Here is a 23,510-nt window from a genome sequence, read left to right on the forward strand (position 1 = left end):
CAGTATTCATAGTGAAGATGAAGTCCAGAGAGTATTCCAACAGTCTGAACAAAATCCATTAATAACTTGGCACACTATTTGCTTGTATTAAAGCAGAAGAACATTCTGTTGAAAGGAGCAAAATACAGTAAATAGTTGAATTTAAACTAATACATAGTTTGAATGAAAGCGTTGTCAAAAAGTGCCAATACGTAAAGATAACAAGGAGGTTATTATGGAAATCTTAATTATTTTATTAGCATTAGGACTTTTAATGTTTGTTGCTTATCGTGGGTTTTCTGTTATTTTATTTGCACCAATTTGTGCTTTATTTGCAGTACTTTTAACTGAACCAAGTTATATTCTTCCATTCTTTAGTAATATTTTTATGGAAAAAATGGTTGGTTTCATAAAGCTATATTTCCCTGTATTTTTACTTGGTGCCATTTTTGGTAAAGTCGTTGAAATGTCTGGAATTGCTGAGTCGATCGCAAAAACAATTATTCAATTAGTTGGAGCAAAAAGAGCTATTTTAGCGATTGTATTAATGGGAGCGATTTTAACATATAGTGGAGTAAGCTTGTTTGTTGTTGTATTTGCTATTTATCCATTTGCTGCAAACCTATTCCGTGAAGGTAATATTCCAAAACGATTAATTCCTGGAACAATCGCACTTGGTGCGTTTACGTTTACGATGGATGCATTGCCGGGTACACCGCAAATTCAAAATGTTATTCCAACTACATTTTTTAAAACAGATATTTATGCGGCACCATTTCTAGGTATTTTAGCTGCTATTTTTGTACTTGCAGTTGGTCTTTGGTACTTAGAATCAAGACGTAAAAAAGCAGAAAAAGCGGGTGAAGGTTATTTAGGATTTAATGGAGAACTAGCTGCTGCAAATGAAACGCAAACAGAAGTTCCTTCAATAACGACAAATACTCCTACACCAGTATTAAAACAGATTTTAGCATTTGTTCCACTATTATTAGTTGGATTTTCAAATAAATTTTTTGTTGTTTCATTCCCAAAATGGTATCCGAATGGTTTTGACTTTAAAGCAATCGGACTAGAAGCTTTTGGGGTTGTTCAAATTCCTGCAGTTGTTGGTATTTGGTCAGTTGAATGTGCTTTAGTTATTGGGATTCTTTCAGCGATGATTTATGGCTATAAGAATTTGCGTACAAATCTAAAGACAGGTATGAATGCAAGCATTGGTGGAGCACTACTTGCTTCTATGAATACTGGTGCTGAGTATGGTTTTGGTGGAGTAATTTCTGCATTACCTGGATTTGGAATGGTAAGTAAAGGAATTTCTCATACATTTACGGATCCATTAGTAAATGGAGCTGTAACGACTACAACTTTAGCAGGTATTACAGGTTCTGCATCAGGTGGTATGGGTATTGCACTTAGTGCAATGTCTGAAAAATATATCGAGGCAATTAATAAATACAATATTCCTCCAGAAGTTATGCATCGTGTTATTTCGATGGCTTCAGGTGGTATGGATACTTTGCCTCATAATGGTGCAGTTATTACATTATTAGCTGTAACTGGTTTAACACATCGCCAGTCATATAAAGATATTTTTGCAATCACAATTATTAAAACAGTTGCAGTATTCTTAATCATTGCAGTATTTAAACTTACAGGACTTGTTTAAGAATGTTAAACTACTAATCTTACTTTTGAAGGGAGCAAAATAATGGGCAAGAATAAGGTAATTACTTCAGTTGAAGAGGTTGTTTCACAAATTCATGATGGAGCTACGATTATTGTAGGTGGCTTTGGTCTTTGCGGTATTCCTGAAAAAATGATTTTAGCATTACGAGATAAAGGGACAAAGGATTTAACAATCGTAAGTAATAACTGTGGAGTAGACGATTGGGGTCTTGGTCTTTTATTAGCAAATAAACAAATTAAAAAGATGGTTTCTTCATATGTTGGAGAAAATAAAATTTTTGAAAAGCAGTTCTTAAGTGGAGAACTTGAAGTAGAGCTTGTTCCTCAGGGGACTCTAGCTGAACGTATTCGTGCAGGTGGCGCTGGTATCCCAGGATTCTATACAGCAACAGGTGTAGGTACACCAATCGCAGAAGGAAAAGAACATAAAGTATTTAATGGAAGAACTTATTTATTAGAAGAAGGAATCGTAGGAGACTTTGCATTTGTTAAAGCGTGGAAAGCTGATAAGCAAGGAAATCTAATTTTTAGAAAAACTGCTCGTAACTTTAACCCGCTTGCAGCGATGGCTGGAAAAATCACAATTGCAGAAGTCGAAGAAGTAGTAGAAGTTGGAGAACTTGATGCTGATGCGATTCATACACCGAGCATTTATGTACAACACGTATTCCACGGCGAAACATACGAAAAACGAATTGAACGTAGAATGACTACAGGAGTATAGGAGGCTAATAACATGAAAGATATTCGTCAATTAATTATTCAAACTGCGGTTAAAGAAATTCAAGATGGTATGTATGTAAACCTTGGAATTGGACTACCTACTTTATTAGCAAACTATCTTCCAGAAGGTATTGAAGTAATGCTTCAATCTGAAAATGGTTTATTAGGTATTGGGCCATACCCAACAGAAGCTGACATAGATGCTGACTTAATCAACGCAGGTAAAGAAACAGTAACTGCGGCTAAAGGAGCTTCTTATTTTGATAGCGCTGAATCTTTTGCGATGATTAGAGGAGGTCATATCGATTTAGCTATTTTAGGAGGTATGGAAGTCTCTGAAACTGGTGATCTTGCTAACTGGATGATTCCAGGGAAAATGGTAAAAGGTATGGGCGGTGCGATGGACTTAGTAAATGGTGCTAAGAAAATCGTTGTTGTAATGGAACATGCAAATAAATATGGTGAAAGTAAAGTTAAAAAAGCATGTACTTTACCTTTAACTGGAAAAAGTGTAGTTCATAGACTAATTACAGAAATAGCCGTTTTTGATTTTACAGAAAATGGAATGGTTTTAGTAGAATGCGTTGGTGGAGCAACGATTCAAGAAATTACTGACAAGACAGAGGCTACATTTACAATTAGTCCGAAGTTATTAAATAACGTGAACTAATCTTTAAAAGGAGGCAATCAAATGCAGCAAATGCTTTCTGAGAAGGTTGCACTGATAACTGGTGCCGGTAGTGGAATTGGTTTTGAAATTGCTAAAACCTTTGCAGAGCAAGGAGCAACAGTTGTCTTAACCGACTTAAATGAGGAAAATGTTCAAAAGTCAGCTACTTCATTACAAGAGCTAGGGTTTAATGCGATCGGTTATGCATGTGATGTTACAAATGAAGAACAAGTAGTTGACACGTTTCATAAAGTAATCGATCAATTTGGTGAATTACATATTTTAATAAACAATGCTGGATTACAATACGTTTCATCAATTGAGGATTTCCCTACTGAAAAATTCGAATTACTTATTAAGGTCATGTTAACTGCACCTTTTATTAGTATCAAACATGTATTTCCTATTATGAAAAAGCAAAAGTATGGTCGCATTATTAATATGGCTTCCATCAATGGGTTAATAGGATTCGCTGGTAAAGCAGCTTATAATTCTGCGAAGCATGGCGTTATTGGTTTAACAAAGGTTGCTGCATTAGAAGGAGCAAATGATGGTATTACAGTCAATGCAATCTGTCCGGGCTATGTGGATACACCTCTAGTTCAAAACCAGTTGGCTGACTTAGCAAAATCAAGAAATGTACCAATTGAAAGTGTAATTGAAGAAGTAATTTATCCATTAGTACCTCAAAAAAGATTACTTACAGTAAAAGAAATTGCAAATTATACAGTATTTCTTGCTAGTGAATATACTGGCGGGGTTACAGGTCAAGCAAATGTAATAGACGCAGGATATACAGTTCAGTAGGAAAAGAATGAAAGGTTGTTTTGAGCAGGGGGAGATTCCTGCTCTTATCCTTTCTAGTTACCTACTACTTTAAGTGAGGTATGGTATGAAAAGTATGTTAGAGAGTCTTCCTTTTGATTGGATTTCCGAGATTATTAATCTTGCAACTGAGTGGATTGTTGTCGTTAATCGAGATGGAAAAGTTTTATATATGAATGAATCGTATTGTGAGTTTGTCGGGCGTTCTGCTGATGAAGTGATTGGTATGGATGTGAGCGATGTTATTGAAAATTCTAGAATGCATATAGTCGCTAAAACTGGTCAGGCAGAGGTAGCGGAGATCCATCCAATAAAAAATACTGAAATGGTAGCAAATCGTTATCCACTGTATGTAGGTGATGAATTAGTAGGTGCTGTTGGAACCGTAATATTCCGTAATGCGCAAGAATGGCTTGAGTATTCTAAAAAAGTAGAACCTTTAGTAGAAGAATTAAACTATTATAAAAGAAAATTTGAGAAAGAGTTAAGTAGTAAATATAACTTCAATCAAATAATTGGTGATACGCCAATCTTTAATTCTGCAAAAAACTTGGCAGAGCAAGTATCTGCAAGTTCTTCTGCAATCTTACTTTTTGGGGAATCAGGTACAGGTAAGGAATTGTTTGCACATGCAATTCACGATGCAAGTCCAAGAAGAAACTTTCCGTTTGTACGAGTAAATTGCGCTTCGATTCCAGAGCATTTACTAGAATCAGAGCTTTTTGGTTATGAGGAAGGTGCTTTTACAGGTGCAAAAAGAGGCGGGAAAAAAGGAAAATTTGAAATTGCGAACCGAGGAACAATTTTCCTAGACGAGATTGGTGATATGTCTTTGCATATGCAAAGTAAATTACTGCGAGTACTTCAAGAAAGAGAGATTGAAAGAATTGGTGGAAGTTCTCCTATTTCCATTGATGTAAGAGTCATTGCCGCTACGCATCGAAATCTTGAAAAGATGGTCGGATTAAAAGAATTCCGCCAGGATCTGTATTATCGCTTAAATGTAATTAAAATAGACATTCCTCCACTTAGATCAAGGATAAATGATTTACCTCTCATAGCAGATTCATTAATAAAAAAACTCGAAAGGAAATTTCATCGAAACGGAATTCAAATTTCAAATGAAGTTTTTCAAATTCTTAAGTCACATCATTGGCCAGGAAATATTCGAGAACTTGAAAACGTACTTGAGAGATGCATAAATGTCCTAAACGGTAAAGTGATTACACCAAAACAATTACCTCTTTATTTATATGAAAATCCAACTAGCCCCAAAAATACATTTGAATTCGAAATAAATGCATCTCAATTACACAATCATAATTCTTTAAAATCATTAAAAGAAATGATTGAGGAGACTGAAAAGGAAGCAATTAAAAGAGCTCTAATAGAATCTCAAGGTAATAAGATTGAAGCTGCAAAATTATTAGAAATAAGCAAGTCAACTTTTTATGAAAAATGTAAAGCTTATAACATAAAAAATTAAAAGATTTCGTGTCGTTTGGTTCATTAGGATGAAATAAAAAGGGGGAAATAAAATGAGTGAGAACGTTGTAATTGTTAGTGCTGTTAGAACTGCGATCGGAAGTTTCAGTGGTACATTGAAAGATGTAAGTGCAGTAGAATTAGGCGCTAAAGTTATTAAAGAAGCGATTAATAGAGCGGGTATTCAAGAAAGCCATGTTGATGAAGTCATAATGGGGAATGTACTTCAAGCTGGCTTAGGTCAAAATCCAGCAAGACAATCAGCATTAAAGGCAGGACTTCCAAATACTGTCTCTGCAATGACAATAAATAAGGTTTGTGGCTCTGGATTAAAATCAGTCCATTTGGCGACTCAAGCAATTATAGCAGGAGATGCTGAAATTATAGTTGCTGGTGGGATGGAAAATATGAGTCAAGCCCCATATTTACTTAAAGGTGCTAGAGATGGATATAGAATGGGCAATCAACAAGTTGTTGATAGTATGATTGCGGACGGACTATGGTGTGCGTTTAATAATTATCACATGGGAAACACCGCTGAAAATTTAGCAGCTCGTTATGAAGTCTCTAGGGAAAAACAAGATGAGTTTGCGGTAAATAGCCAACAAAAAGCTGAGAGTGCAATTAAGGCAGGTAAATTTGAAGGCGAAATTGTTACCATTGAAATTCCACAACGAAAGAAGGATCCAATCATCTTTAAAGAGGATGAGTATCCAAAATTTGGTGCTACAGTAGAGAAGATTTCATCACTAAGACCAGCCTTCGAAAAAAATGGAACAGTTACAGCAGCAAATGCCTCAGGTATTAATGATGGCGCAGCAGCAGTTGTATTAATGAGTGAAAGTAAAGCAAGAGAACTAGGCATTAAACCTTTAGTAAAAATTAATGCAAATAGTAGTGCAGGCGTTGATCCAAGCATAATGGGAATTGGAGCAGCATTTGCAGCTAAAAAAGCACTTGAAAAATCATCGATAGAATTAAGTGATATTGGCTTGATTGAAGCAAACGAAGCATTTGCAGTGCAATCGCTTTCTGTATTAAAGGAATGCGGCTTTGATGAAAATATTGTCAATGTAAATGGAGGTTCGATTGCACTTGGGCATCCAATCGGTGCGAGTGGAACTAGAATACTTGTTACATTGATTCATGAAATGAAGAGAAGAGAGACACAATACGGTCTTGCAACACTATGCATTGGTGGCGGAGAAGGCGTTGCGACAATTATTGAAAATTGTTTTGAATAAATAATAAGTAAAAAGCGGTAGGACTCTTATAATGAGACCTACCGCTTTATTGTGAAGACAAAACCAAAAAAACAAAAAATCTGGGTTCAGACTGATTGCAGTCGCTTGTCACAAGTCTGAAGGTTAGATGATTCTTACTGAAATAACACCCTCAATATCTCTTAGCATCTGTTCAACTGGTCCATTGATCGTTTCATCAAGATCAATCATTGTATAAGCAAACGCACCTTTACTTCGGTTAAGCATATCAGCAATATTTACTTGATAGTTTGCTAGTAATCCCGTTATTTGACCGACCATATTTGGAATGTTTTTATGTGCAATCGTAATACGTTTTTTCCCTGTATAAGGTAATTCTACATTTGGAAAATTAACAGAATTCTTAATGTTGCCTGTTTCTAAATAATTTTTTAATTGTTTTGCAGCCATACGGGCACAGTTTTCTTCTGATTCAGTTGTTGATGCTCCTAAATGAGGGATTGGAATGACGTTCTTCATACCAATCACTTTTTCATTTGGGAAATCTGTCACATAAACTCCTACAGTGCCGTTATTCAGCGCATATTCTAGCGCAACATCATCTACTAATTCAGAGCGAGAAAAATTAAGTAATCTTGATCCCTTTTTCATTCCTGATAAAAGTTTTTCATTCACAAATCCTTTTGTTTCAGGAGTTAAAGGAACATGGATTGTTATATAATCACATGTTGAAAAAATTTGATCTAAATTATCGATTCGTTGTACATTCCTAGATAATCGCCATGCAGTTTCGACTGAAATATAAGGATCATAACCATATACTTCCATATCTAACGCAAGAGCGTCATTTGCTACAAGTGCACCAATTGCTCCTAAACCAATAATACCTAATTTCTTTCCTGCAATCTCTGCTCCTGCAAATTCTTTTTTACCAGCTTCTACAATTTTAGAAACATTTTCTTCACCAAATAAAGAACGAGTCCACTCAATTCCTTCTATAATTCGTCGTGAAGAAAGGAATAAACTTGTCAGAACTAGTTCTTTAACTGCATTTGCATTTGCACCAGGCGTATTAAATACAACAATTCCTCTTGAAGTACATTCTTCGATTGGAATATTATTTACACCAGCACCAGCCCTTGCGATTGCTTTAACACTGTTTGGTATGCTCATTTCATGCATACTATGGCTTCTTAAAAGAATGCCATCCGGTTCATTTAATTCATTGTTAATCTTAAAGTTTTCCAAAGGAAATTCTTTTATTCCGTGCTCAGAAATATTATTTAATGTTTGAATTTTAATCATCTTACAATCTCCTCTAATATTTTCTTTTCAAATTGACTCATAAACTGAACTAATTTCTCAACGCCTTCTAATGGCATCGCATTATAAATACTAGCTCGCATTCCCCCAACTGAACGATGGCCCTCAAGATTCACCAAGCCAGCTGAATTTGCCTGAGCAAGAAATTGCTTATTTAATTCATCAGAAGTTGATGTAAATGGAATATTCATAAGTGATCTGTTCTCTTTCTTAACTGGTGAAGAGAACATGTCAGATTGATCGATAAAATCATATAATAATTGAGCTTTTAAAAGATTAGTTTGATAAATACTATTTAAGCCACCAGATTCTTTAATCCATTCTAAAACTAGCATCGCTACATAAATGCCGAATGTAGGTGGTGTATTATAAAGTGAAGATGCTTCGACATGTGTTTTGTAGTCGAGCATTGTTGGGCAATTTTTATCAGCACTTCCAATAAGATCATCTCTAATAATGACAATTGTTAACCCTGCTGGACCGATGTTTTTTTGAGCTCCAGCATAAATTAAACCGAATTGTGAGACATCAATTGGTTCAGAAAGAATATTTGAAGAAAAGTCTGCAACTAATGGAGAATTTGTTTTAGGGTAAGTAGAGTATTTTGTCCCCTCAATCGTGTTATTCGTCGTAATATGTAAATAATCGTATGGTTCAAAAAGGGCTAAATCTTCTAAATTAGGAATATATGAAAAATTTTCATCCTCAGACGAAGCGATAACATGAACATCTCCATATTTTTTTGCCTCAGAGATTGCTTTCTTTGACCAAGTTCCTGTATTAATATAAGCAGCTTTTTTGTACTTACTTAATAAGTTTAATGGAATCATTGAAAATTGAGTTGATGCTCCACCTTGTAAAAATAACACTTTATAATTTGATGGAATTTCTAAAAGTTCACGTAATAAGCTTTCACATTTCTTAATAATTCCTTCAAACTCAGCCGAACGATGACTCATTTCCATAACTGACATACCAGAAGTACCGTAAGTAACAAGCTCTTTTTGTACCTTTTCCAATACTGGAACAGGCAAGACAGAAGGGCCAGCAGAGAAATTAAAGACGCGTTCCATAAAAATCATCCTCACTAGTTATTTTTTTAATATTCTAACTTTAAACTACTCATATACGTTGGTCAATAAAAGATGAAATAAAATCATAAAAAATTCACAAATATATTAATTTTCTAATTAATGAAAAGGGAATATTAATGATTTTAGTATTTAAATTTGTAAATTTATATGAGTAAAAACCAAAAATTAAGTCGGATAATAATTTGATTGATAAATAAAAATACATAGTTTTAGAAGATAATGGAAAATTTAATGATTATATTGTTTTTAAGGGAGTTTAAATGTTTTCAAAATGGTTTAACAATCCAGTTTACTTTCGTTATGCTTTTTATATTTCTTTTGCGGTTAGTGTATTATTTAATCTAATTTGTTCTGAAAAAAGTGATAGCTTTTACTTTCTGTACATGCTTGATACAGTAATATTTGGTCTTGGTTTTTACAACCGTCCTAATTGGTTTATCATTTTAGTTTCTACAATAATAGTCGTTTCTAGATACTATTTGGTTCCCCAGGCAGGGCATATTATTAGCTACCTAATTACATATTACTTAATCGCGTACATATCAGTCGGTTTAATGAAACAATATCAGAGAGCTAAAACCGGATCAATCGAGTTAATATTAGCTCTTTCAAAGGCGTTAGATTCTAGAGACAACTACACTGCACATCACTCAGAATGTGTTGCCAATATAGCTTTTAAAATCGCAAAGAAAATGAAATTATCTAAAAGTCTTTGTGCAGTCATCCACCAAGGGGGACTATTACATGATATTGGTAAAATTGGAATTCCCGAGCATATTTTACTGAAGGATGAGAAATTGACTGAGGATGAATACAATATAATTAAAGAACATCCTGTGATTGGATATGACATTATTAAACATATTGCTATTTTTAATGAAAATGGCATTTTTGATATCGTTTTATACCATCATGAACGATACGATGGAAAAGGATATCCAGAAGGTCGAATGGGTGGTCAAATTCCTTTAACTGCTAGAATTGTAGCAATAGCCGATAGCTATGATGCAATGATTTCAAATCGATTATATCGCAAGGGGATGTCTTTAGAAGACTGCTTAAAGGAAATACAAAATAATAAAGGAAGCCAGTTTGATCCAGAGATTACTGATGTTTTCCTTAGCTTATTTGATTTTAGAGAATGAAATAATTCATAAAAAATAGAGGGTGTCCCAAAAGTATGATGGGGGCCCTCTTTTTCGTAAATTGATTAGATTTGAAATAACTTAAAGAAGGAATCGGACGAATTAAAGTCCTGTGTTGCAAATAAGTATTATAGAATAGCAAATAAGGAGTTCAAATGTGCAAATAAACGATGAAAAACTACAAAAGAACAGGGGACTGCAATTAAAATCTGAGAATCGCAATTAAATTTAGGAAAACTGCAATTAAAATTAGAAAACCGCAAATAAATTAGCAAAACAGCAATTAAAATCCAGTTAATCGCAAATAAAATAAAATATTACCTATACCGGTTAGGGCATCATGAGTTGGAAATTGTTCATTAGTAGATACTTTGAAATGGAATAAGCAAATATACCTCTTATTCGGATAATAATCTGATAAAAATCTGTTTAATATCAATAAAAAAGATTGAGCATAACAACTACAAATGAAAAAATACCCCGATAAAAGAGAGTAGACTTATTTAATTTGGCTACTCTTATTGTTATACCAACTCGGTATTATTTGATTAAAATTATTATAGTGATCTAATATCGTTCGAACCCTTTTCCACATGAATCGATTAAATGTGTTGTAGTTTTATATGTAATTATTAATAAATTTTGCATGATTAGTACGTTCAAAATCATAAATTTTAATATACAAATCATCATCCGAATTACTTTAACTATGCACTTCTCTTCAAATGAAAATTCTTTCTTTACTTGGGAAATTAATCCATATATACTTTGAAAACGAAATTTATGTAGAACTGTAACGTTTGACTGTATACTTTCTAAATTATATAATAGAAATATTACTTAAAATGGGGAGGGTTGTCACTTGGGATCGAGTATCGCATTGGTGAGTTAGCTGAAATAGCTCAAGTTTCAAAAAGAACAATTGATTATTATACAAAATTAGGGTTACTAGAAGCAAAACGATCAGAATCAAACTATCGATATTATTCCACAGAGGCAATTGAGACTCTCAGATTTATTGAACATTGTAAAAAAATGAGAATATCCTTAGAAGAGATAAAAGATTTATTGCAAACTAATTATAATCAAAAAAATTGTGTTTTTGAACAAATTCAACAAATATCAAATCAAATTATTGAGCTTGAAGCTAAATTAGCTCAATTAGTACCAGTAATATCAGATATGAATGATTGTGAAAAAAACGCTTTAGTAGATTCATTGTCACATCATACATTTCCGTTATTTGAAACATTGAAACATTTTGTAAAATAATGACTAAATTAATTTTAAAACTTAACAATTTATTAAAGCTATAAAATATGTACGTTTTACTAAATTATGGTAATCTATTAAGTAAGTAAAATAATAATTTTATATTTTTGTAGATTGAAATTCTCAGGAGGTGAATACTCGAGTAATATACTCGAGTTCGTCATTGGACATAGTTAACTTGTTTATGATTGCAGTTTTAATCGCACTTACAGCTTTTTTCGTAGCAGCAGAATTTGCGATAGTGAAAGTTAGATCAAGTAGAATTGATCAACTACTAGCCGAAAAAAAGCGAGGTGCAGTAGCTGCTAAGAAGGTTACGACGAGTTTGGATGAATATTTATCAGCTTGTCAATTAGGTATTACGGTTACAGCTTTAGGATTAGGTTTTTTAGGTGAGCCAACATTTGAGCATCTTATACACCCAGTGGTAGAATTTCTTGGATTAAACGGAACAATCGCTAAAACTATTTCGTTTATTTTAGCTTTCTCAGTTATGACATTTATTCACGTTGTAATTGGTGAGCTAGCACCTAAAACGGTTGCAATTCAAAAAGCTGAATCAATCACACTAATACTTTCTACTCCACTTATTATTTTCTATAAAATAGCTTATCCATTTATTTGGGCATTAAATAGTTCTGCAAGATTTTTTACAGGATTATTTGGAGTTAAGCCAGCATCTGAATCAGAAGAAGTTCATACTGAGGAAGAATTGAGAATTATTTTATCTGAAAGCTTTGAAAGCGGAGAAATTAATCAGGCTGAGTATAAATATTTAAATAATATTTTTGAATTCGATAACCGACTTGCAAAAGAAATTATGGTCCCTCGTACTGAAATTATCGGTTTATATGCAGAAGACCCAATTGAAGAACAAATTGAAATAATTAAAAATGAAAAATATACACGTTACCCAGTTTTTGGGGAAGATAAAGATGATATTTTAGGTATGGTAAATGTGAAAGACTTTTTTATTCGATATCTTGATGGAAAAGTTGAAAAAACATATGATTTCGCAAACTTTACACGCCCAGTTATTCAGGTAATTGAAACAATCGCAATCCACGATTTATTATTGTTAATGCAAAAGAAACGTATTCCACTTGCAATATTGTATGATGAATATGGTGGAACAGCGGGATTATTAACAATGGAAGATATTCTTGAGGAGATTGTTGGGGAAATACGTGATGAATATGATGATGATGAAAAACCAGCTGTTCAACATATTTCAGAATCACATAAGATTGTAGACGGAAAAGTATTAATTACCGAAATTAATGACTTATTCGGTTTGTATGTTGAAGAAGATGATGTTGATACAATTGGTGGTTGGATTTTAACTCAAAATCATGACATCCAACAAGGTGGATCTGTCATATTTGAGGACTTTGAATTCAAAGTTGTTGAATTAGATTCACACCAAGTTAAATTAGTTGAAATAAAAAAAAATGAGTTAATTCAAGCAGTAAAATCATAAAGATACGATGAAAAAGAAGGATAAGGGCATAAGTCTTTATACCTTCTTTTTTTGATTCTTAAACAAAATAATACTTAAAACTCATAGTGTTATACTTTGTACAATGATTCACAAAAAGTTAACAACTTACATCTCCAATTCAATTCCTTTTATTATAAAATAAGGTTGTAAGGTTGATTTGAGTAGAAGTGCTTATTCTTCTACTAGTTATTTTATTAACTATTTCAATCAGCTTATTTTTTAATCGTTTCGTACAATACCTCATTTTTCCCCCTCTACTTTTGTAAAGTTAGAGGCTTTTTTTTGCATAATTTTTCCTTTATTGAATACATATAAATTAAATATTTGTAAAGGATTGTCGATAGTTAATAATTTAAAAATTTGTTATAGGGATGTGAAGTGCTTGTCAGATGCTCCCTCGGGAAATGGTATAAAAAATTTTTTAACCTTTATTAATCGACTTTATTTTAGGAATTCAAAGGATCGAAAAAATGAAGAAACAATAGAAAAACATCTCTTAATTCATAATGAACTATTTGATGTTGTTGATGAAGACCAATTTAAAATGTACGAAGATGAATTATTTTTGAGAACAATCACTTTTAAAGAAAAAAAAGTAAATGACATTTTGACACCCCGGACAAATGTTGTAGCGATCGATATTAATGAATCTGTGGACTTTATATATAATTTATTTTTAGAAGAACGGTACTCTAGAATCCCAGTTTATGAACAGGATATAGATCATATAATCGGTGTGATTTCTGAAAGGGAATTTTTAACTCAACTAATACAAAAACAAACAGTTAATATTCATGATCTGATTAGAGAGCCGATTTTTGTTATAGAAACGATGAAAATTTCTACAGTGTTAAAAATTCTTCAGAAACAAAATGCACATCTTGCTATTGTTATGGATGAATTTGGAGGAACTTCCGGAATCGTTACGCTTGAGGACATAATAGAAGAACTCGTTGGCGAAATTAGGGATGAATTTGACGAGTTAGAGGATGATTTTTTCCAAATAAATGAGAATGAATACCAATTCCAAGCCTCAATTGACTTATCGAGTTTTTTTAATCGGTTTAACATAAAAAAGCCTAGTAGTAGATATTTAACATTAGGTGGATGGTTACTTGAAAGTTTTAAACATATACCCAAAAATGGGGAATTACTTCAATTTAAAAATTTAACCTTCATCATTAAAGAAGTTCAAAATAGAAGAATACAAAGTGTAATTGTAAAAATAAACCACCAAAATTTGCAAAGTAAACTCGGTTCTTAGGAGCCGAGTTTTTTTATGTGTTGAAATACCTAGTCATTATAATAAATAGAACAATAAATGAAATTTGATCAAGTTGTGAACATTCCTATGGGATAGGGGGGAAGGTTAAGAACCCAAAGGCTCGCAGAGGAGGCTCAGGTCTCGCCCCATGGAAAGCGCGAGCATCCTGTAATAGAAACCAACCATATTTACTTTTTTGCAACGTAAATGATTAGTTTATTCCAACCTAAAACAAAGTAAAATACTCGGTTTTAAGAAAATGAGCTTTTCAATCATAAAAATTGAATTAAAAAGACAAAAAGAAAAATAATAAAAATATAAGATTTTTTTGTTGTAATTTTTTAATACATGCAATATATTTAAGACACACATTTCAAAACAAACAATTCCGATAAGGTTAAGGGAGATTAAAGAATGAATATTAAGAAAATTGGTTTAACAATAGGTTCGCTATTTTTAGCAGCAGGTGTTATGGCAGGCTGCAATACAAATAAAAAAGAAGAAACTGCAAAAGGAAAAGATTTATTAACTCAAGTGAAGGATAGCGGAGAGTTAAGAATTGGTACTGAAGGTACATATGCACCTTTCACGTTCCATGATAAATCTGGTAAATTAACAGGTTTTGATGTTGATTTATCAAATGAAGTTGCAAAACGTTTAGGAGTAAAACCAAAATATTTTGAAACTCAATGGGATGCAATGTTTGCAGGTTTAGATGCAAAGCGTTTTGATATCATTGCAAATGAAGTTGGTATTAGAGCAGATCGTGAGAAAAAATATTATTTCTCTGATCCATATATCACATCATCAGGTGCATTAGTTGTAAAATCAGATTCAAAAGTTAAATCATTTGATGATATTAAAGGTTTAAATGCTGCTCAATCTTTAACAAGTAATTATGGCGATTTAGCTAAAAAATATGGAGCTAAATTAGTTGGAGTAGAAGGATTTAGCCAAGCAATCCAATTAATTGAATCTGGCCGTGCTGATGCTACAATTAACGATAAATTATCAATTCAAAACTATTTAAAAGAAACTGGTGACAATAAAGTTAAAATTGCAGCTTTAGAAAATGATGCTTCTAACAGTGGATTTATGTTCCGTAAAGATGATGATTCATTAGTAAAAGCAGTGAACAAAGCACTTGCAGATATGAAAAAAGACGGAAAGTATGATGAAATAGTACAAAAATGGTTCGGTAAAGATGGACTTAAATAGTATATTCAGCCAAGAAAATTTAACCATTGCGAAGGATTCTTTCCTTCCAATGGTTAAAACTGCTTTAATCGGTACTATTCCATTAACAATTATTACTTTTATAGTTGGTATAGTTTTAGCATTTATTACCGCTCTTTTCCGTCTATCAGGTAATAAATTCTTAAATGGTGTAGCCAGATTTTATGTTTCAATTATTAGAGGAACACCTCTTTTAGTGCAATTATTTATTATTTTTTATGGATTACCTTCAATAAATGTAACAATATCACCATATATTTCTGCTATTATTGGTTTTTCATTAAGTGTTGGTGCATATGCATCTGAAATTATTAGAGGATCAATCCAGTCGATTGATAAGGGGCAGTGGGAAGCTGCTTCATCAATAGGCATGACATATAATCAAACATTAAAACGAATTATTATTCCTCAAGCGGCGAGAGTTTCATTACCGCCATTATCAAATACCTTTATAAGTTTAGTAAAAGATACTTCTTTGGCATCCTTAATATTAGTAACTGAGATGTTTAGAACAGCTCAGGAAATAGCTGCAACTAACTATAAATTTTTAGTTGTTTATACAGAAGCTGGGGTCATTTATTGGATAATCTGCTTCTTCCTTTCAATCATTCAAGGTCGATTAGAAGCACGGGTTGCACGCTATGTTGCTAAGTAAGGGAGGAAGAACTTATGATAAAACTAGAAAACATTAAAAAAAGTTTTGGTGAATTAGAAGTATTAAAAGATGTAAGCTTAAATGTAGAAAAAGGTACTGTTACAGCTATTATTGGTCCTTCTGGTTCTGGGAAAACTACATTTTTAAGATGTATTAATATTTTAGAGCAACCTACAGATGGAAAAATAACAATTGATGAACAGACAATTGATTTTTCAAATAAGGTGTCAAAAAAAGAAATTATTTCATTAAGAAGTAAAACAGGTATGGTTTTTCAACAACATCATTTATTTCCTCACTTAACAGCGCTAGAAAATGTTATGGAAGGTTTAGTAACAGTACAAAAAGTAAAAAGAGATGTTGCAAAAAAGAAAGCAATTGACTTACTTACAAAAGTAGGATTAGAAGAGAAAATAAATTTATTGCCACATCAACTTTCAGGTGGTCAGCAACAGCGTGTAGGGATTGCTAGAGCGTTAGCATTAGAGCCAACAGTAATCTTATTTGATGAACCAACTTCAGCATTAGATCCAGAGCTTGTACAAGAAGTTCTAAAGGTAATGAAAGAGTTAGCTGAAGAGGGGATGACAATGATTGTCGTTACACATGAAATGAAATTTGCTCGGGATGTAGCGGATGAAGTCATTTTTATGGACGGTGGTTATATTGTTGAACAAGGTCATCCTAAAGATGTTTTAGAGCATCCTAAACATGTAAGAACAAAACAATTTTTACAATTAATACAGTAATTTTAAGATGAAATATTTTACAATATATTGTAGAAAACTAGTACTAGATGTTGATCTAGTGCTTTTTTTATGTAAAAAATGCGGAAAAGCAAATTAAATTGATATTTCCAAAATTTACATTTGCTAAACATACATATGTTAATCGATTAGAGTCATACTATCATTACACTACTTAAGGAGGTGAGACAACATGGCAAACAACAACAGCGGAAACAGCAACAACTTAGTAGTACCTGGTGCTCAATCAGCATTAGATGCAATGAAGTATGAAATCGCTTCTGAGTTTGGAGTAAACTTAGGTCCTGACACTACAGCTCGTGCTAACGGTTCTGTAGGTGGTGAGATTACTAAACGTTTAGTTCAAATGGCAGAACAAAGCTTAGGTGGTTATTCAAAATAATATCTATGGCTAATAAGGGATGGAGATTAATCTCCATCCTTTCTTAATGAAGTAAATGAAATTGGAGTGAGCTTTTTATGGATGGTATTTGTCCACTGTGCAATGGAATTGAGCATTATAAACTAAAATGTCCTATTTGTGAAAATCATTGTGAAGATAAAGGCAGAGCTGTTGAGTATGAAGATAAATATAGTCCATATTTAGATTATGACATTTCAGCAAAAGCTGATGGATTAACCGAGCATAATTCAAATCAGTATTGTACTCATATGTTTAATTGTCCAGATTGTAATGAAGGTTTTCTTAAAATAATTGAGAAAATAAAATAACGCAGTACCAATTAAAATGGTACCGCGTTTATTTAATTAACGAATACGAGATTCAGTTTCTTTATCAAAGAAATGAACTTTGTTCATGTCTACTGCTAATTTAATGACTTGACCATGTGTAAACGTTGAACGTGCATCTAATCTTGCTACTAATGTATTTCCTTCAAAATTAGTGTATAGCATTGATTCCGCTCCTAAAAGTTCAGCTACCTCAATTTTTAAATCAAGAACTGTACCTTGAGATGCTTCGATAAATACTGGTTCGTCATGTAAATCTTCAGGACGTATACCTAAAATAACTTCTTTTCCAACATATCCATTATCGCGCAATGTTTTCATTTTTCCTTCAGGTATAGCAACTTTTTTGCTTCCAAAGTTAAAGTGACCATCTTCGACCTTACCTGAAACAAAGTTCATTGCAGGTGATCCAATAAATCCACCAACGAATACGTTTTCTGGGCGATCATAAACTTCCTTTGGTGTACCTACTTGTTGAATAATCCCATCTTTCATTACGACTAAACGTGTAGCCATTGTCATTGCTTCAGTTTGATCGTGTGTTACATAAATAGTTGTCGTTTGAAGACGTTGATGTAATTTTGAAATCTCAGAACGCATCGCAACACGTAATTTAGCATCTAAGTTTGATAATGGCTCATCCATTAAGAATACTTTTGCATCACGTACAATTGCACGACCAAGAGCTACACGTTGACGTTGTCCACCAGATAAAGCCTTTGGTTTACGATTTAAATATTCCTCAAGACCTAAAATACGAGCAGCATCTTTTACACGACGATCAATTTCTGCTTTGTCAAACTTACGTAATTTTAATCCGAAAGCCATGTTATCATATACAGTCATATGTGGGTAAAGAGCGTAGTTTTGGAATACCATTGCGATGTCACGATCTTTTGGTTGTACATCATTTACACGCTTGCCATCAATAAAGAAGTCACCTTTTGAAATGTCTTCCAAACCAGCAATCATACGAAGTGTTGTTGATTTACCGCATCCAGATGGACCAACGAATACGATAAATTCTTTGTCATCAATATGAAGATTAAAATCTTTTACAGCTGTTACGTTATTATCATAAATTTTATAAATGTGATCTAATTTTAATTCTGCCATTATTATTACCTCCAACTATTTGTAATCGGTTTCATTGATTAAATTGTAAGCATTTAAACGTTTATAAACAATGGCAAAGGTTCACAAAAAAAATAGCCTACTTTGTACAAGGTGCACAAAAAAAAGGCTTTTATACTATTCATTCACGATCTCAAGTAAATGAATTGCTAAAAATATAACGAGTCCATCCTCAAAATGCTTTAAATCTATACCAGTTTGTTCCGAAAATTTATCAAGACGATATTGAACAGTATTTCGATGTAAAAAAGCTTTTTTTGAAGTAGCAGTAACATTTAAATTTTGTTGAAGAAAGATTTTTACTGTTGAAAGAATTGGATCATCAATTTTCATATCATTCAAAAATAAATTAGGTAATTCCTTTTGTAAATCATCTGGTAAAAAGGAAAGGATGTAATAAAGCATTTCCTTTGAAAACCAAAGAATATTTTTTTGCTTTTTTACGGATAATGCTTTTTTAAAACATTGATGTTCAATATCAAAATAAAGGCTTAGATTTGCTAATGGTGAATAACGTTTTCCTACAAAAAAGGTAACATCATGGTACAAGTCAGCAGCAATGATTTCTTGCATATGCTCTAAAAACTCTTTGTTAAATGGTTGATCGATTATTTTTTCAATAATGACGCCTTCCCTAGCAGAATTCCAAACCACTATTACTTCTTTATGAAAGAATGCATTGATTGCTTCTTCAAACTCATTTTTACTCGAGAATAACTGATTGCTATAAAAATGAATAAAACGAATTGAAGTAGGGAGAGAAACTTCGCTTTCGAAAGTGAAGGGATTATGTCCTTTACTGTGAAATAGATAGTGAAACCATTCGCTTTGTGCAGATGGCATCAAAATCGCCTCTGATTCTAATTTTGTAAAAAGACATTCCAGTAGGTTATTTTGTTCCTCTGATATTGAAACTTTTTTAATCCCGAAGATTTCTTGATTCTCAGTAGAAAACCAAGAATAATCCATATATGTACTCTGATCAGGTGTGACTGAAACAGACTCACTCCCAAATAATGTCTTAATTTTATCAATCATAATTATTATTACCTTCCGAAGCATTATTTCATTTTAGTTTATCATTGTTGGAAAAAATAAAAAAGCTCAGACTGTTGACAAACGCTTGCAATCAGTCTGAGACTTAAGTTTTTGAATACTGTTAAAGTACATTATAAACTACTGTTTAAAATTTGAAAGTTCATAAAATAGTCGTATTAAGTTTTCGAGTCCTTGTTCTTTGATCGCAATTTCGTCAAAGACCATTGGTTTAGAGTTAATTTCAAAAATATAGTAATGATTGTTTTGAATTCCGATATCCATTGAGAATTCAAAAAAATGTGCATCGTCCATATTTAATGCTTTTCCTGTTTGTCTGACTATTTCTTGTAATAAAGAATAATTTAATTCAATCGGCAGTTCTTCAATAGCAATAATGCTACCACCTCTAGGTACATGAGTTGTAATTCCATTAAATGTACCTACTCTTACACCAACACCGGAAAGAATATAATTATCTTCATTTTTATGTGCAAGAATTCGTAGATCAAACTTTCTTCCATCGGGTAATTCGCTGACTATACCTTGTTGACAAATAAATTCCTCGCTTAATGAACTAAGGAATTTCCAACAATCACTAATTGATTTCACCAATTCTACATGAAAGGCATTACGGATTATGACTTCTTTGTCACTTTTCAAGGAGAGCTTAAACACGCCAAATCCCCTTGAAGAATTATGCTTCTTTATATATAGAAATTTCCATTTGTTTAAATAGAAATATAAATCTTTTTCACTAGTTAATTCGATTGTCTTTGGAATATAACTTTTTAAAAAGTCGTTTGAAGATAATATTGACGTTGTTTGTATTTTTGAGAGATATGATTCGTTAAAAAAAGGAATAGTTAGTTCCGAGATTTTTTCTCGAAAATTTTTATAATCATCATTCGATTCGTATTGTACAGATGGGATGCGATTATAAATTACGTCTGGTAAAGGGGAAAATAGTTTAAGCCATTTTTTTGTTTTAAAACAAAACGTATAACATGTAACAGAATTACCTGAGAGGGCGGTGGGGGTTAATATGATAGGGATACCGCCATCAGTTAATACTTTCTTACAAATTCTTTTAAAGGTCTTAATATTTCCACTAAAAGGTAGCCGATCTTCGTTTGTTAATATACCGATAATAGGGCCTAAATGTGTTCCGATTTTTTTTACCTGAAATTGAATGGAATTTGAACGATCGTCATGAAATGGTAATATAGGTAGCCGATTATGACCTATGGAATATCTTGATTCACTATGGTCATGTGACCAAGTATTTTTATCAAGATGATAAAAAACAGAGATCATTTCATTGAAACCTCGAGTTCATTACCCTTTTTGGAAAGATGAGTAGCATATTCCAAAAATAGTTTTTTGATCTGTTTGTCATTTTCTTGGAAACTAGGATTTGAAAAGATTGATCTTCCAGGTTTAGAATTCGCTTCGAAAAGCCAAATTTTTTCATCTTTATCAACACCTATATCAAATCCAATTTCCCCAATATGACCATCTACTTGACGATCTAAAGATTCACTAATTTTTAATGCTGCTGTAGATAATTTATCATGTATTCTTTTCGCTTTTTCCTGATCAAATAATTCTTCAAGAGTTTTCACTCGACCACCGTTATTTAAGTGAGTAGTTGTGCTACCTTTTCCTGCTACTTTTGCGGCAATAACCGTTACATGCCACTTTCCTAAAGCATCCTTGTTTGTATGAACTCGAAAATCGACAGGCTGATGCTCGTAACGAATTAGTGAAATACCTTGTTGTACAATGAAGTCGTGTAACTTCGTGCTACGAAAAACATGATTGATTAAAGATTGGAGTGATGAGAATTTTTGAAGTTTATTTGTTTCGAAATCACGATATCTACAATAATAAATTCCTTCTTCTCGATTGTAACGGATTAAAATGACTTTTGAACCAAGGCTACCATTTTCAGGTTTAACATATACAAATTGGTATTTCGATAATAATTCTTCAATCGTGTCAAAGTTATGGAACTTTACTGTTTTCGGGAGATAATGAGCAACTGATTCCTCATTTTTTAATTTTAAATATAAGTCCCATTTATTGAAGAATCCAGGATTAAACCAAGGGATTTTGTATTCTTTTTCTAGTTTTTGACGTACGCGTTTAATTGATTTATGAACCTCAACTTTTCGATTTGGTAACCTATTATAAATAACCGTTGGAAAAGGAACGACCTCTTTAGTCCATCTTTTATTTGTAAAGAAATACCCTTGAATTGTTTCAGATTCCCAATCGATTCCATGAGTACCAAATACAAATATAAAGCTATTTTTTTGATTATTTTCAGCTATTAAGTTTGCAAACATAAAGCTACGATCACCGATCGGGCGAAGTAGTGACTCAGTAAAGCCGGCGGTGAAAATTCCGACTAGTGGTCCTAGCTGTAAAGTATTTCCGATAATAATGGGCTCAATAGAACCTTCAAAAGGTATACAGAGCATTTCGACTAAATGCTCTGATATCGAAATGATATTGTGAAGTGTATTCATCGTAACTAGTTGACAAGGGTATTTTTTTTGACCAAAAGCAATATATTCAATATTTCTAGAAGTAGTAAGCTCTTCAGGTATGCATACTAGGTTCTTACTCTGTCGATGAGTAACGATTTTATAAACTTCATTCATTATTTAATTTCACTTCTTTCACTTTTAGATTTCGATTGTAGATGTAAACAATACTGGATTGGTGCTGAGTAAAGCTTTTGTTGGATAGAAGGGTCGGTTTGAAGAAGAACTTTTCTACCAGGCTTTGAATTAACATCTAAAATCCAGATGGCTTGATTTGAATCGATACCTAAATCTAAACCAATTTCAAATAAAGGAAGAAAATTCTTTTCAAGGGTAATCGGTAATTGTTTACATATTGACTCAATATCTTGCTGCAAAATTAAAGCAGTTCTTTGATTGAATTGAGTAATCCATTCTTCAAATGGAACTGCATTACTTCCTGCACTTAAATTTGCAACAATTGAATTAGGCTGGCCAATTCGAACACCTTTTCCAACTGCTTGCCATTCACCTTTTTCATTTTTTTGTAAAAGGATCCTTAAATCAAATGCTTCACGTGATTTTGTTTGGAGGTCTAAATAATTTTGGTAAACATATCCTTTTGATTCAACAATCGGTTGTAGCCACTCAAAAAATTCATCTCTTGTTTCGTAAACAGTTTCAATTACTTCCTTTTGTTTTTGTGTTGAAACACTAATTGAATATGCACTTAACGTAACAAAATAAATATTGATTCCTCTTGAACCATGGATGGGTTTAATGACGAGCTTGCGCGTTTTTCTAAGTTCTTCAAAAAATACAGCTAAGTGTAATAGTTTCTTTGTTTTAGGGATATATGGATTCAAACTTTCATCAGTTGCTAGAGCCTGATAAGTTTCCCATTTTCCTGGCAGTCCATATCCTAAAAAAGTGATGTCTTTACGTTTTTTTAGCCAGTCAACAATAGGCTTTGCCTGCTTACTTTTAATGCTTGGGGAATAGAAGCAGCGATCATAAATATAATTTGGGATTTCAAATGTTGTTTTCTCCCATTGTTCTGTTTCTGCTATATACTTCCAGCCCATAATTTCTTCAGAAGCTGGTTGAATATTAAAAGGGGTAAATTGAACGAATTCGTAACCAAGTTTACTTGCTTCTTTCGCCATATGTTGAACGTATTCACCTTCTTGTCTTTCTTTAAGAGATAAATAACCAATTCTCATTCTTTTCACT

22 protein-coding genes are annotated in these 23,510 nt (G+C 32.7%); 15 read left to right on the forward strand and 7 right to left on the reverse strand.

Features of this window, described 5'->3' with window-relative positions; all coding sequences use genetic code 11:
• Nucleotides 1-214 precede the first annotated feature (214 nt).
• The 6 genes from ACFWM3_RS07830 to ACFWM3_RS07855 all read left to right on the forward strand — a co-directional run bounded on the left by ACFWM3_RS07830 (nt 215) and on the right by ACFWM3_RS07855 (nt 6,612).
• Entirely contained in the window at nt 215-1,645 is a 1,431-nt protein-coding gene (locus tag ACFWM3_RS07830) for a GntP family permease (protein WP_390310967.1), read from the forward strand.
• A gap of 42 nt (nt 1,646-1,687) precedes the next feature.
• Entirely contained in the window at nt 1,688-2,389 is a 702-nt protein-coding gene (locus tag ACFWM3_RS07835) for a CoA transferase subunit A (RefSeq protein ID WP_025568519.1), read from the forward strand.
• 12 nt (nt 2,390-2,401) lie between these two features.
• Nucleotides 2,402-3,058, forward strand: a complete 657-nt coding sequence (locus tag ACFWM3_RS07840; RefSeq protein WP_390310968.1) for a 3-oxoacid CoA-transferase subunit B — start codon at nt 2,402-2,404, stop codon at nt 3,056-3,058.
• A gap of 30 nt (nt 3,059-3,088) precedes the next feature.
• On the forward strand, nt 3,089-3,865 hold the full coding sequence (locus ACFWM3_RS07845) for a 3-hydroxybutyrate dehydrogenase (RefSeq protein WP_056472106.1): 777 nt from the start codon (nt 3,089-3,091) through the stop codon (nt 3,863-3,865).
• 85 nt (nt 3,866-3,950) lie between these two features.
• Nucleotides 3,951-5,369 (forward strand): sigma-54 interaction domain-containing protein, encoded by a 1,419-nt coding sequence (locus ACFWM3_RS07850; RefSeq protein WP_390310969.1) that lies wholly within the window; start codon nt 3,951-3,953, stop codon nt 5,367-5,369.
• Between the two features lie 52 nt (nt 5,370-5,421).
• On the forward strand, nt 5,422-6,612 hold the full coding sequence (locus ACFWM3_RS07855; RefSeq protein ID WP_390310970.1) for an acetyl-CoA C-acetyltransferase: 1,191 nt from the start codon (nt 5,422-5,424) through the stop codon (nt 6,610-6,612).
• 123 nt (nt 6,613-6,735) lie between these two features.
• Here the strand turns inward: ACFWM3_RS07855 and ACFWM3_RS07860 are convergent, their stop codons facing one another.
• Both ACFWM3_RS07860 and serC read right to left on the reverse strand, forming a co-directional pair.
• Nucleotides 6,736-7,896, reverse strand: a complete 1,161-nt coding sequence (locus tag ACFWM3_RS07860) for a phosphoglycerate dehydrogenase (RefSeq protein ID WP_056472023.1) — start codon at nt 7,894-7,896, stop codon at nt 6,736-6,738.
• Complete coding sequence (gene serC, locus ACFWM3_RS07865) at nt 7,893-8,987, reverse strand: 3-phosphoserine/phosphohydroxythreonine transaminase (protein ID WP_390310971.1); 1,095 nt, start codon at nt 8,985-8,987, stop codon at nt 7,893-7,895. Before serC ends, ACFWM3_RS07860 begins: the two co-directional genes overlap by 4 nt.
• A gap of 281 nt (nt 8,988-9,268) precedes the next feature.
• On the opposite strand from serC, the gene ACFWM3_RS07870 reads away from it, so the two are divergent.
• The 9 genes from ACFWM3_RS07870 to ACFWM3_RS07910 all read left to right on the forward strand — a co-directional run bounded on the left by ACFWM3_RS07870 (nt 9,269) and on the right by ACFWM3_RS07910 (nt 17,559).
• Complete coding sequence (locus ACFWM3_RS07870) at nt 9,269-10,153, forward strand: HD-GYP domain-containing protein (RefSeq protein ID WP_390310972.1); 885 nt, start codon at nt 9,269-9,271, stop codon at nt 10,151-10,153.
• A gap of 855 nt (nt 10,154-11,008) precedes the next feature.
• Nucleotides 11,009-11,425 carry a MerR family transcriptional regulator gene (locus ACFWM3_RS07875; protein WP_286162579.1) on the forward strand — a complete coding sequence of 139 codons (417 nt, stop codon included), beginning with the start codon at nt 11,009-11,011 and terminating at the stop codon, nt 11,423-11,425.
• A 163-nt stretch (nt 11,426-11,588) separates the two neighbouring features.
• Nucleotides 11,589-12,905 carry a hemolysin family protein gene (locus ACFWM3_RS07880; protein WP_390310973.1) on the forward strand — a complete coding sequence of 439 codons (1,317 nt, stop codon included), beginning with the start codon at nt 11,589-11,591 and terminating at the stop codon, nt 12,903-12,905.
• 403 nt (nt 12,906-13,308) lie between these two features.
• Entirely contained in the window at nt 13,309-14,190 is an 882-nt protein-coding gene (locus tag ACFWM3_RS07885; protein WP_390310974.1) for a hemolysin family protein, read from the forward strand.
• A 420-nt stretch (nt 14,191-14,610) separates the two neighbouring features.
• Complete coding sequence (locus tag ACFWM3_RS07890) at nt 14,611-15,408, forward strand: amino acid ABC transporter substrate-binding protein (protein WP_056472108.1); 798 nt, start codon at nt 14,611-14,613, stop codon at nt 15,406-15,408.
• Nucleotides 15,395-16,081 (forward strand): amino acid ABC transporter permease, encoded by a 687-nt coding sequence (locus ACFWM3_RS07895; RefSeq protein ID WP_390310975.1) that lies wholly within the window; start codon nt 15,395-15,397, stop codon nt 16,079-16,081. Before ACFWM3_RS07890 ends, ACFWM3_RS07895 begins: the two co-directional genes overlap by 14 nt.
• A 14-nt stretch (nt 16,082-16,095) precedes the next feature.
• Nucleotides 16,096-16,830, forward strand: a complete 735-nt coding sequence (locus tag ACFWM3_RS07900; RefSeq protein WP_390310976.1) for an amino acid ABC transporter ATP-binding protein — start codon at nt 16,096-16,098, stop codon at nt 16,828-16,830.
• Between the two features lie 190 nt (nt 16,831-17,020).
• On the forward strand, nt 17,021-17,230 hold the full coding sequence (locus ACFWM3_RS07905; RefSeq protein WP_025568533.1) for an alpha/beta-type small acid-soluble spore protein: 210 nt from the start codon (nt 17,021-17,023) through the stop codon (nt 17,228-17,230).
• Between the two features lie 77 nt (nt 17,231-17,307).
• Nucleotides 17,308-17,559 (forward strand): hypothetical protein, encoded by a 252-nt coding sequence (locus tag ACFWM3_RS07910; protein WP_390310977.1) that lies wholly within the window; start codon nt 17,308-17,310, stop codon nt 17,557-17,559.
• 36 nt (nt 17,560-17,595) lie between these two features.
• On the opposite strand, the gene ACFWM3_RS07915 is transcribed toward ACFWM3_RS07910, so the two are convergent.
• From ACFWM3_RS07915 to ACFWM3_RS07935, 5 genes are all read right to left on the reverse strand, one after another.
• Nucleotides 17,596-18,693 (reverse strand): ABC transporter ATP-binding protein, encoded by a 1,098-nt coding sequence (locus ACFWM3_RS07915; protein WP_390310978.1) that lies wholly within the window; start codon nt 18,691-18,693, stop codon nt 17,596-17,598.
• 135 nt (nt 18,694-18,828) lie between these two features.
• Nucleotides 18,829-19,749 (reverse strand): PucR family transcriptional regulator, encoded by a 921-nt coding sequence (locus ACFWM3_RS07920; protein WP_056472052.1) that lies wholly within the window; start codon nt 19,747-19,749, stop codon nt 18,829-18,831.
• Nucleotides 19,750-19,887: 138 nt separating this feature from the next.
• Complete coding sequence (locus tag ACFWM3_RS07925; RefSeq protein WP_390310979.1) at nt 19,888-21,063, reverse strand: YheC/YheD family protein; 1,176 nt, start codon at nt 21,061-21,063, stop codon at nt 19,888-19,890.
• Nucleotides 21,060-22,415, reverse strand: a complete 1,356-nt coding sequence (locus ACFWM3_RS07930) for a YheC/YheD family endospore coat-associated protein (protein WP_390310980.1) — start codon at nt 22,413-22,415, stop codon at nt 21,060-21,062. The genes ACFWM3_RS07925 and ACFWM3_RS07930 overlap by 4 nt, the downstream gene beginning before the upstream one ends.
• On the reverse strand, nt 22,415-23,500 hold the full coding sequence (locus ACFWM3_RS07935) for a YheC/YheD family endospore coat-associated protein (RefSeq protein WP_390310981.1): 1,086 nt from the start codon (nt 23,498-23,500) through the stop codon (nt 22,415-22,417). Before ACFWM3_RS07935 ends, ACFWM3_RS07930 begins: the two co-directional genes overlap by 1 nt.
• Nucleotides 23,501-23,510: the final 10 nt, after the last annotated feature.

It is taken from the genome of Gottfriedia sp. NPDC058432, assembly GCF_042721555.1.
Lineage (GTDB): Bacteria > Bacillota > Bacilli > Bacillales > Bacillaceae_G > Gottfriedia.